Origin of the sequence: Bacillus sp. FSL K6-3431 (assembly GCF_038002605.1) — a bacterium.
GTDB lineage: Bacteria > Bacillota > Bacilli > Bacillales > Bacillaceae_C > Lederbergia.
In genome coordinates this window covers 3,626,100-3,637,627 of the sequence record NZ_JBBOCT010000001.1, presented here as the reverse complement: position 1 = coordinate 3,637,627, position 11,528 = coordinate 3,626,100, and the positions used below count along the sequence as shown (strand labels likewise).

General features: G+C 36.6%; 11 protein-coding genes. 5 read left to right on the top strand and 6 right to left on the bottom strand.

Annotated features, from left to right (window positions below; translation table 11 throughout):
* Nucleotides 1-239: 239 nt before the first annotated feature.
* Nucleotides 240-974, top strand: coding sequence for a GntR family transcriptional regulator (locus tag MHB53_RS17725; protein ID WP_340920835.1), 735 nt, complete (start codon nt 240-242; stop codon nt 972-974).
* A 343-nt stretch (nt 975-1,317) separates the two neighbouring features.
* Here the strand turns inward: MHB53_RS17725 and MHB53_RS17720 are convergent, their stop codons facing one another.
* From MHB53_RS17720 to MHB53_RS17695, 6 genes are all read right to left on the bottom strand, one after another.
* The gene (locus tag MHB53_RS17720; RefSeq protein ID WP_340920833.1) at nt 1,318-2,304 is read right to left on the bottom strand and encodes a formylglycine-generating enzyme family protein; all 987 of its coding nucleotides are present in this window, start codon (nt 2,302-2,304) and stop codon (nt 1,318-1,320) included.
* 16 nt (nt 2,305-2,320) lie between these two features.
* Nucleotides 2,321-3,094, bottom strand: coding sequence for a sulfite exporter TauE/SafE family protein (locus tag MHB53_RS17715; RefSeq protein WP_340924806.1), 774 nt, complete (start codon nt 3,092-3,094; stop codon nt 2,321-2,323).
* Between the two features lie 359 nt (nt 3,095-3,453).
* Entirely contained in the window at nt 3,454-4,527 is a 1,074-nt protein-coding gene (locus MHB53_RS17710) for a Gfo/Idh/MocA family protein (protein ID WP_340920831.1), read from the bottom strand.
* A gap of 97 nt (nt 4,528-4,624) precedes the next feature.
* Nucleotides 4,625-5,491 (bottom strand): sugar phosphate isomerase/epimerase family protein, encoded by an 867-nt coding sequence (locus MHB53_RS17705; protein WP_340920829.1) that lies wholly within the window; start codon nt 5,489-5,491, stop codon nt 4,625-4,627.
* Nucleotides 5,492-5,569: 78 nt separating this feature from the next.
* The gene (locus MHB53_RS17700) at nt 5,570-6,439 is read right to left on the bottom strand and encodes an AraC family transcriptional regulator (protein WP_340920828.1); all 870 of its coding nucleotides are present in this window, start codon (nt 6,437-6,439) and stop codon (nt 5,570-5,572) included.
* A gap of 374 nt (nt 6,440-6,813) precedes the next feature.
* Nucleotides 6,814-7,767, bottom strand: a complete 954-nt coding sequence (locus MHB53_RS17695) for an aldo/keto reductase family protein (RefSeq protein ID WP_340920826.1) — start codon at nt 7,765-7,767, stop codon at nt 6,814-6,816.
* Nucleotides 7,768-8,026: 259 nt separating this feature from the next.
* Between MHB53_RS17695 and MHB53_RS17690 the strand changes: the two genes are divergently transcribed.
* The 4 genes from MHB53_RS17690 (at nt 8,027) to MHB53_RS17675 (ending at nt 11,527) form a co-directional block, all read left to right on the top strand.
* Nucleotides 8,027-8,821: an HAD family hydrolase gene (locus tag MHB53_RS17690; protein ID WP_340920824.1), complete on the top strand. Its 795-nt coding sequence runs from the start codon at nt 8,027-8,029 to the stop codon at nt 8,819-8,821.
* A gap of 329 nt (nt 8,822-9,150) precedes the next feature.
* Nucleotides 9,151-9,363, top strand: coding sequence for a YjzC family protein (locus MHB53_RS17685; RefSeq protein ID WP_340920822.1), 213 nt, complete (start codon nt 9,151-9,153; stop codon nt 9,361-9,363).
* A gap of 508 nt (nt 9,364-9,871) precedes the next feature.
* Entirely contained in the window at nt 9,872-10,651 is a 780-nt protein-coding gene (locus MHB53_RS17680; RefSeq protein WP_340920821.1) for a transporter substrate-binding domain-containing protein, read from the top strand.
* Between the two features lie 213 nt (nt 10,652-10,864).
* Nucleotides 10,865-11,527 carry an amino acid ABC transporter permease gene (locus MHB53_RS17675; RefSeq protein ID WP_340920819.1) on the top strand — a complete coding sequence of 221 codons (663 nt, stop codon included), beginning with the start codon at nt 10,865-10,867 and terminating at the stop codon, nt 11,525-11,527.
* Nucleotide 11,528: the final 1 nt, after the last annotated feature.

Here is an 11,528-nt window from a genome sequence, read left to right as displayed (position 1 = left end):
GTATCTGTTGTCTTACATACGCAAAACTTGTTATAAACATTGTAATCTTGGTATAACAAATAGTCAACATTATTCTGAAAGTTCTTCACATTAGTTAGATTTACTTGTATATTAGAAGTATGATCCTTACAAATTAACAGATTTCTGAGATTTAAAATCATTATATATTTGTTTCTTCAAATAACTATTGTTATAACAACAATCTATATAAAGAGTGTTCTATACTAGGAGGTCCTATATTGTCATCACAAGAACAAGCGTCATTGTATTACATTGTAAAAATGAGTATAATGAAAAAAATTCAAATAAATGAATACGAAGTTGGTGAAAAATTACCGACGGAAATGGAGTTATGTGAAGAGTATGGTGTTAGCCGCACAACAATCAGGATAGCGTTGCAGCAACTCGCATTAGAGGGAAGAGTTTATAAATTACAAGGGAAGGGAACATTTGTTGCCAAACCGAAAATTCAGCAATCATTGACCACTTTTGAAAAAGGATTTGCCAGCCAGATGATTGAACAGGGCTATGAGCCTAAAACTGAAATTATTGATCTTCAAGTCATTCCTGCGGATGCTTCGCTTGCTGACCATTTGCAAATAAAGGAAAACGATCCTGTTCATCGATTGACTCGTGTGCGTTACGCAAACGATGAACCTCTTTTCTACGCAATCTCTTATATACCTTGGCATTTCGCACCAGGTCTCGTGAATGACGAGGAGGAATGTAAAAGATCTTTGTACCAACTATTACAAGAGAAGTATCAGCTCAAAATTCATAAGACGATTGAAGAAATAGAGCCCATATTAGCCAGTAAAACGATAAGTAGCTATTTAAATGTTTCTGAGGGAACGCCCGTATTATCATTAGAAACGATCACTTACAATATGGAGCATATTCCAATTGAATTTTCAGAGTCAGTTTTTAGAGGAGATCGCTCAAAGTTCACAGTTGAAAGGATATATTCGATTTAAATAAAATAAACCACACTCCTTGATTCAGGAAGTGTGGTTTGTTTATTGGATAAAAAGAACAAAGGCAAGCATTACTGCTGCATTTTGGTGAAAATATTTTCAGATACTTAAAGCGCAACAATCCTCTGGTTTTTAGTGGCACTCCGTATATGGCTCACTCTCATCCCACGCTTAAAAGCAATGAGTTTTCTAGTTCGGTAGGTCTGTCAATTAGTTAATAAAATCGGCGTCGAAAAAACGAGTAGCTGTCTCCATATACTCCCACTCGTAAAATCTTGTTGCCTCATGGAATTTAGCTCCTTTTTATTTTTCAGCCATCAAATAATCATCCTATATATGTATGTCATTTATCGTTATCTTTAAAATGAATATCTCTCACGCATCTGAATCCTAGATTTCCGGTTGAGCTATCAGGTGTATTTGAAGTTCTTGCTGCAACACGATATCTATTGCAGTATGAGTCATGACAAAGATAGGATCCACCACGCATTGCTTTTGTTTCGCCAACAGCTGGTCCTTTTGGGTTTTCCTTTGTATCAAATATATGGAAGTTAGGACTAAACCAATTTTCACACCACTCCCATACATTTCCCGACATATTATATAGCCCATAGTTATTTGGCTCAAAAGCTGTTACAGGAGCAGTACCTAAGTAGTCATCTGCCCGCGTATTACTTTTCGGAAATTCCCCTTGCCAAATATTACAAACATGCTTTCCATTCGGCGTTAATTCATCGCCCCATGGGTATCTTTTTTGCGTTAGACCACCGCGTGCCGCGTACTCCCATTCCGCCTCAGTCGGTAGTCTTTTTCCTGCCCATTCACAATATGCTTTTGCATCATTCCAAGAAATATGTATGACGGGATGATCTAAACGATCATTAATATCCGTTCCTGGTCCTTCCGGTTTGGACCAATATGCACCTTCTATGACACCCCACCAAGGAGTCCCTGTCACAACTTGTTTCACTGATTTTGCTGCTTCATCGGAAAGCAATTTATAGAAAACGAAGGACCAACCATAATTTTCAGCTTCTGTTTTATACTTAGTATCCTCAACAAACTCTTTGAATTGCAAATTGGTTACAGCGTATGCATCCATAAGAAAGTCATCGACCCTTATACTTCGAATCGGATATTCCCCATCTGCTCGATTGCTATCAACATCATCCGTCCCCATAAGAAATTCTCCACCGGTAACGAGAACCATATCTTCCGAATGTTTATTTTCTTTAGATATATAATCCTTAAGCATGGAGTGATGCCTGGAAACTTCATTTACTACAGAACGATCTATGGAACAGCAAGACTTTTTTTCATTAGAATTCATGATCTTCACCTCATTGTTATAGCAAACTTCGGATTAAGTTATATACATTTAATAGTAAAATTCCCACTAAGGTAAAATTAAATATTTTTCCAATTCGAATATTACTCAACTTTACCGATAACGTTGCACCGATAAAGCCTCCCGCTACCCCACCTACTAACATAAACCCTAGTATCGTTAGATCGATGTTTGCAAAACCAGTAGTACATGCTGTAATGACTAGGGAAGCTAGCTGTGAGAAAAAAATAATAAATATCGAATTAATCGCCGATTCTTTTGCACTCATTGAAAAAGCAAATGCTAGTACTGCCACATTCAACGGGCCGCCCCCAATTCCTAAAAAAGAAGCTAGCATTCCCAATCCAAATCCAGCGATCAAGATAACAATCTTATTTTTCAAATGATATGTTTTTATATCCTCTATATTTCTCACAAATAAAAAAATAATGAACATCAAGAACGCTAAGATCCCAGCTTGAATGCCTGTTATTAGTTCTTGATCTCTTACGGACGCAATAAGATAATTAAATATTATTTTCCCAAAAACACCACCAATAATGGAGCCGGCAGCAAGAATAAAACTTACCTTCCCCTTTACCTTTATTCCAGAACGAGTAGCCTTTAATAATGAAACACAAGCCATTGCGAATACTGTTGCTGCTGATAATACACCAATCGTTGCAACATCATAATCACCTAAGAAGTCGAGTGCCGGTTTGATAATAACTCCGCCACCCAATCCAGCTATAGCGCCTATTATCGAGGCAAATAAACCAACAAAAAAGTAGATTATACTAATATTAACCGACCTCCATCTCTGAAAAAATCACTTGTTAGACAATAGCATCTAGGTCGGTTCATAGTGTGAAACTTGTTGAAATCACTATATTTCAAACATATCTTCCCCATCAAGAAACACCGCTACACGACTAATAGCGATATTTGAAAGCCCTATCTAACCATTATTGTAGCATGAAATCAAAATGATCTAAATTACTATCATGCCGTACAATAATGCAAAAATAAGCAAACCCGGTGGGAATATACCAATTCCCACCGAGTTTTTCCAATTGTATTGAATACAATCATTCTATTACCCCTTCTTATCCCCACCACTGGCTGTTGATATGATAAAGCAAATTATGGCGCTTATTCTAGGAGCACCGCTTCTTTCTGAGCAATTAGACAAAGTTCTGCGGCTTTAAACACATGCGCTTGTGTCATCGCATTTTCCGTACGGTTTATACAATCGAGAATAAGCTCTCCGAAAAAAGGAAACCCGACTTTCCCTCTCACTGAATAGTGATACGTTCCTTCTTTATTAGACAGATACACTTGATCTCCTTCATCGTCACGAGCGATATCAATGTATTTCCTTATTTCTATATACCCTTCCGTTCCCAAGATGAATGTTCGCCCATCGCCCCATACACCTAAGCCGTCGGGAGTAAGCCAGTCCACTCGAAAATAGTGGGTAGCACCATTATTTCCGACGATCATACAATCTCCAAAGTCTTCTAGTTCTGGATATTCTTTTGCAGTATAATTTGCCACTTGACTCCTCACTACTTCTGCTTCGGTATTTCCACTAAAATACAAAAACTGTTCAATTTGATGACTACCAATATCACATAAAATTCCGCCATACTTTTCCTTTTGGAAAAACCACTCAGGCCGCGAGGGTGCATTTAGAAGATGCGGTGCAAAGTTAGATACTTGAAGTACACGACCAATTGCACCTTGCTTAATTAAATCCCCTGCATATACAGCACTTTCCACATGCAAGCGTTCCGAATAATAAACCATATATTTTTTCCCTGTTCTTTTTACAACCTCTTTTGCAGCTTCCAATTGTTCTAATCTTGTAAATGGTGTCTTATCTGTAAAATAATCTTTTCCTCTTTCCATCACTCGAATGCCAAGTGGACCACGTTCAGATGGAATTGCAGCAGCAGCGACAAGTTTCACTTCAGTATCCTGGAGAATTTCTTCTTCACTATTCGCGGCTTGGACATCTGGGAATGATTCTATAAACTTTTTCACTCTCTCGGGATCCGAGTCATATACCCACTTGATTGTTGCCCCTGCTTCAATCAAGCCATTACACATGCCATAGATATGTCCATGATCAAGAGACATTGCAGCAATAACAAACTCACCTTCATCAACAACCCGATTTACTCTTCCTTTTGGGGCATAATTCATACCATCTTTTTTCGTCAATTTTCTTCACTCCTCGTATAATAATTGTGAAACTGACTGTATTGATAAGTAGTCAATAACGTGTAAATAATAGTTTCATATTGTTATAGACCTCCGCTTACACAGAAAACCAATCTGCATATCCTAATTTCCTTAAGTTGTCAGCAGATATTTTTAAGGAATCAAAAGGATCTCGTCCGTATGTATCATCTTGTTCAATTAAGAAATACTGTACACCACTCTTAAGGCCTGCTTCAATCATCTCTTTCATATCAAGACTACCTTCACCAACTTCAGCGAATTCAATTACATTTGCAAAGTCTTGGAAGAATTGTTGCATATCATTTTTCTTTAAAGCACCCATATCCAAAGACCCAATTCGATAATCTTTCAAGTGCAATAATGAAATGCGTCCTTCATATTGCTTAATAATTTCCACAGGATTTTCTCCACCTCTTTGAATCCAATGAACATCCAACTCAAAACCAAGTTTTGAAGTGTTATTTTTCATCAAATCCAACAGGTACACACCATCATATTTTTGGAATTCGATATGATGGGTATGATAGTATAGCTCAATACCATGGTCAGCTAACTTCTCTGCCATGGATTCAGCCTTTTTGATAAATGTCATTATTTTATCTTTGTCGCCCATTACATGTAATGGCAGCATACCGATGCGTAAAAAATTACAACTAAGCATTTTGCAATCGCTAACAATCTTCTCAAAATCATTTGTTAACGTCTCACCAGACATACCAGGCATCATTGGCTCTACAGCAGCAGACAAAGCAGCAACTTCGATATCAAAGTCCGCTGATGCTCTTTTCAGTTCTGAAACATTCTCCTCAGACATCGGAATTTGCGATACCTCCACACTGCGATATCCAAGTTCATTTATCTTTCTCATCGTTTCATATACACCTAGTTCTTCGACTTTCCCTTTGAGCATCATCATTTGAACGCCAATTTTACCTTGTTTCAATTAAATCCCCCTTCATATTGACTATTTTTTTCCTCTGATTATTCACGAATAGCATCTATTTGAAGATTATCGAATCCATTACTTTTGTTTTTTTTTACGAAATTCTGAAGGAGTCATACCTAGCTTTTGCTTAAAAAAGCGACTGAAGTGAGCTGGACTCTCAAAACCTGATTCTACCGCTACTTCCGAAAGCGTTTTACCCTGATTCATCTCCAACTCGTATTTCGCTTGATTCAATCGACAAGCCATCACATAATCCATTATAGTTGTTCCAGTTACCTCTTTAAAAAGTCGAGATAAGTAAAACTTACTTATATTCATTTCGAATGAAATTTCATCTAATGTAATTTTGTCTTTAAAATTGTGATTGATATATTGCACAACTCTTTCTACATGGATATCTTTTTCACTTTTATGCATTGTTAGTGTCTGGTTTTCTTTTTTACTCAGCTTAAATGTTTGAACAAGTATAGATACGAGCAATACTTTTATCTCTACCTCCACTTCCCTTTTCTGCTGCCGTTCATTACCTTCCCATACATACGAATTATCATCATGTGTTAAATGATCGATTTCTTTTAAATATGATAGAATGTTTTTCCGCTCTGTTTCTTCTTGGCCTCGAAGCAAACAATTATTCATTTTTTGAAATGGAGACAGTAATTCAGGCATTTGTAAAGACTCGATTACGGGTTTAATCCAATCTGGCGAAAATTGAACAACACTCCGCTCATACGTTTCGAACGGCGAAGGATTTGCCCGGTGCGAGGTCATCCCGTCCATAATAATGATATCTCCCGGCTGTAAGTCAAAAATATTATTATGTATCAAATATTTACAATCACCACTATGAAAATAGTATATTTCAAACGTTGAATGTGAATGAAAGTCTAAAGCCTGCTCACCAAGAGACTTCATTCTATAATTGGAAGTCAACCATTCATCCATTCACTCACCCCACTTTATATGCATGCCACTTATTTTGTAAGGGTTTACTTTCCATTTAGCTATATCATATCGAATTTTCTATTTAAAAACATTATCCTACCATGCTTTTTTCCTTAAAACATTTGACTGTAATTGCTATTAGCACGTCAATTTGATATGTATGTTCCGCTCATTGGAATTTAATAAATAAATTTATAAGGTTCTTATTAGCTAGGCCGAAAATCAACACCATTTAAATGTTACCGGAAACCACCGGATCTTCTTCCTATATGTTTAAGATGTATTGTATAAACTCAATTGCTTTTAATGAAACGAACCACATTCCTTACTAATATACAGGAAGTGTGGTTCGTAACTACTATTATATAAAAATATTAATCTAACTGAGTTAAAATTCCTTCAATTTTCGAGATGATCTCCGTTGATAGTTCTAATTCACTACCTTTTACATTCGCTTCAATTTGTTCCGGGCGGCTTGCACCGACTAAAGCGCTGGCTACGTTTGGTTGACGCAAAATCCAAGCGATGGCTAGTGCCGGCAAGGTAGTATCTAGCTCCTTTGCCACTGCATCCAATTGATCAACCTTTGAAAAGTTTTGTTCATTAAAAATATTTTTTACGAAAGAATTAATCGTATCATTGGACGCACGACTACCTTCTGGAATTTTCCCACCTTTATATTTTCCAGTAAGCATCCCTTGAGCTAACGGAGAAAATACAACTTGGGAGATGCCGTGTTTACTTGATACTGGAATGACTTCTTCTTCAATATAGCGATTTAACATACTGTATTGTGGCTGGTTCACAACAATTCGGTCAAGCAAATACTTATCTGCTGTTCCAACCGCTTCCTCAATTTGTGCTGCGCTCCATTCACTGACACCTGCATAAAGGATCTTGCCCTGGCGAATTAAATCATCAATAACTCGTAATGTTTCATCCACCGGCGTTTCGGAATCATAGCGATGACAATAAAAAATATCGACATAGTCTAAATCCATTCTTTTCAAACTATTATGCACCTGCTCGTATACATGCTTTCTAGATAAGCCACGATCGTTTGGACCTTCTCCCATAGGCCAAAATGCCTTTGTAGTAATGACATATGATTCGCGAGGGAACTCTTTCAAAGCCTTTGACATTACTTTCTCACCTTCGCCACGCTCATATACATTGGCGGAATCGAAAAAGTTAATTCCTAGTTCATATGCTCTATGTATTGTTTTCTCTGCAGTATTATCTTCTACTGATTTACCATAAGTCAACCAGCTTCCCAAACTAACTTCACTCACTTTTAATCCTGAACGACCTAGTCTACGATATTTCATGATATCTCTCCCTCTCATTGAAGATTGAGTATTCTTTCTATTCTATCATCAGCGAATATGAATCCACTGTCAAGCAATGAGCTTTAAAGATTCAACGTGTGAATGCTAATCGAAAATTCATATTCTTATATTAAATAAGCCCTAAAATTCCAGCTTCCTTACTCCATAACTTTTCCAAAAAGACTGGAAGAAACCATTTTAACACGCATTTAGATAATTTATGATAAAATTCAAATAATATGAATAGAAGGAGAAATAGATGGCGAACTATCGTGTATTATTTTTAGATATTGACGGAACTATTTTATTACCAGACCACACATTTCAAGATTCTACAAAAGAAGCTATTCTACAAGCACAAGATAAAGGGATAGAAGTTTTTTTAGCTACTGGCAGACCTCTTCATGAAATTGCAGACCTTGCTGATGAATTGAATATCGATTCTTTCATTGGATATAACGGAGCGCTTGCTATTTATCAAGAGAAAACAATTGTAAATGAACCGATGCAAGCTGAGATTATTCTACAATTCGGTGAGATTGCTAAAAAACACGGCCACGAAATTGTATTTTATACAAGCAAAAAAAATTATTTTACTACCATGGATGCAGCTTGTGTTGAAAATTTCATCCAGATGTTTCAGATGAAGAAAAATGATCTGTTTCACGCTGAGATTGCCGATCAGATTCTCGGAGCTACATTAATCAATTTAAAGGATGATGAAGCTAGTCTTTATGAATTGAATTCTAGCTATCATTTTTCACAAGTAAATGTAGATGGTTTGCGTGATTGTTACGATGTAATCAGAGATTCAGTAAATAAAGGCAGGGCAGTTGAGAAAATACTTGAGAGAATGAACATTCAAAAAGACCAAGCAATAGCTTTTGGCGATGGAATGAACGACAAAGAAATGCTAGCGACTGTCGGTGAGGGATTTGTCATGGGAAACGCCCATCCTGACTTGTTCGCCTATGGAAATAGAAAAACTACTACCGTTTCAGAATCTGGAATTTATAATGGTTTAAAAGCAATTGACGTTGTAAATAAAGGGTAATTAAGCACAAGGCACCCACCCATCGGCAATAGCTTATAAAGAGCTGCCAAGTTTGCCACGCCTTGCGGCAACACCTAAGTACCGGATTTTGTTTACCAAAGGATAAGCTCCCCAGTCCTACAGCAATTTAATTAGTGACCTTTTGACCGAAGGTGTTTGAAGCTAAATACAGAAATGCCTTTTCGAAAAAAAGCTAACTGAAAACCGTATACTTCCTTATCTTTTGATAAAAACTTTATCTTTTTTCACTACAATTAGCTTTTTAGGTCGATTATTTGTTATAATTGACTTATATGTTTTGCAATACATTCAAAGTGAGGTAATTTCTTATGAGTCAATTCGTTAAATCCGGTGAAGCAGCACCAGCTGCAGGCACTTATGTAGAAGTAGGACACGGTGGCGGTAAAGTAAAAGAAGCACAACGTGTAGAAGTACAACAAGGCGATAAATTGCCTGAACTAAAAGCTTACACAGTTACAATTACACATAAAGGCGAAGAAAAGAAAAAAGATCGTCAACACGTGTGGCAATTAGTGAAGTAATGAAAAGTGTGCAGAAATTGCACGCTTTTTTATTTTCCTATGAAAGTTTAGTTCAAAGTATTTCTCCCTAACTACTGGATCATTTTCCCCCGTTATAATGAGTGGTACTCAAATATAACCAATAATAGCCCTCGGCGTGTTACATCCCCACTTCTAAACGTAAACCAATAACCGCGTACCTTCAATGATTAACAACCACATCAATTAGTAATTCATAATTGCAAATGTAATAATCGCATTAGCAAATGAAGAGCAGATACTTCCACATGCATAATAAATCTAACTTTTTATCATATATTTCATTATTTATGATTATTCCTATTTTGAAAGGGTAATGAGTATTTGAGACTTATTTGGAGCATTTATATAGAAACCACCCTCCATATGAACGGCTTCCCAATATATACACTATTATCGTCTCTTATGTAAATTTATGAATATTGTGCCCAATTTAGAATTCATAGATAATGATGAACAGATGCAGAAAAAATTAGGAGGTTCGTATACTTTGAAGAAAAAGTTATTATTTTTGGTAGCGACGTTTTCCGTTTTGGTAGCACTTACAGCGTGTGGTAGCTCTGAATCTAGTGGAGAAGGTAAAACGTATACAGTTGCTACAGATTCAAATTTTAAACCATTCGAATATAAAAATCCTAAAACCGGAGAGCTAGAAGGATTTGACATCGAGATCATTGAAGAGATTGCTGACAGGGCAGGTTTTAAAGTTAAATTTGAAACAATGGACTTTGATGGGGTCCTTGCCGGACTGCAATCTGGTCGCTTTCCTATTGGAGTTGCAGGCATGTCGATTACAGAAGAGCGTAAAGAATCGATCGATTTTTCGATCCCTTATTATGATTCTGGTTTAGTGATGATGGTTCCTATTGATAGTGATATCCAGTCAATTGAGGACGTGGATGGTAAAAAAATTGGTTCTCGCCAAGGTTCAACAAGTCAAACATACTTACAGAAACAAACGGAGGCAAAAGTCGAAGCATTCCCAGAAATCGTTACTGCCTATATGGATGTTAAAGAAGGAAGACTGGACGGTGCATTATATGACCTACCAAACGTTCTTTATTATATCTCCCAAGAAGGTGACGATAAGTTAAAAACTGTCGGCGATGTACTTGAAGGGCAATCCTATGGAATCGCTTTAAAGAAGGATTCAGAAATAGTAGATGATGTCAATAAAGCATTGGAAAGTATAATTGCGGATGGTACTTACGCTGATATATATGAAAAATACTTCGGTGAGGCCCCAACTGAAAAGTGGCTAGGTGAGTAATTAGTTCAATGCTCATTTTCTATGATTTGCACCTCCGACGTAAGCCATTCTAAAAGGAATTCCCTTACATTACAGTTAATGCACTTTATCAGTCAAAAAGCGCAACAATCTCTTATATCTTGTTGCGCTTTTTTAACAACTGTTTTTAATTGTCAATACCCACCATATAATACATACCATTAAATATATAATTTAAAAGGAGAGAAATGTTAGATGATAGAAGCCTTTCTAGAAAGTCATTATATTCAAAGTCTACCCTTTCTCTTACAAGGATTAGTGTGGACGCTTATCATTACACTTATCGGTCTTGCTTTAGGCTTTGCTTTAGGAGCAGTCACTGGGTTGGGACGTTTATCAAATAATAAAGTTTTACGTTTCATTTGTGCAGTGTATGTAGAGGTTGTTCGTGGTACTCCTATCCTTGTTCAAGTACTTTTTATTTATTATGGATTAACAGAAGAGATTATTGGATTTAATATTGATAAATTAACAGCTTCGATTATTGCCATCACGATTAATGCAGGAGCTTATATTGCTGAGATCGTTCGTGGGGCTGTAGATTCAGTGGATAAAGGACAAAACGAGGCGGGACGTTCGATTGGATTAACAAAAAAACAAACGATGCGCTATATTATTTGGCCACAAGCATTTAAACGGATGATTCCACCTTTAGGAAACCAATTTATTATCAGTTTAAAAGATACCTCCCTATTTTCGGTTATTGCGGTTGGAGAACTCTTATATATGGGTAAACAATACTACAATGTCACATATACACCCTTTCAAACATTGATTATGGTTTGTGTTTTATACTTATTAATTACTATTCCTGCATCATTTTATTTACGGAGACTAGAAAGGAAGCTGGCTGTCTAAT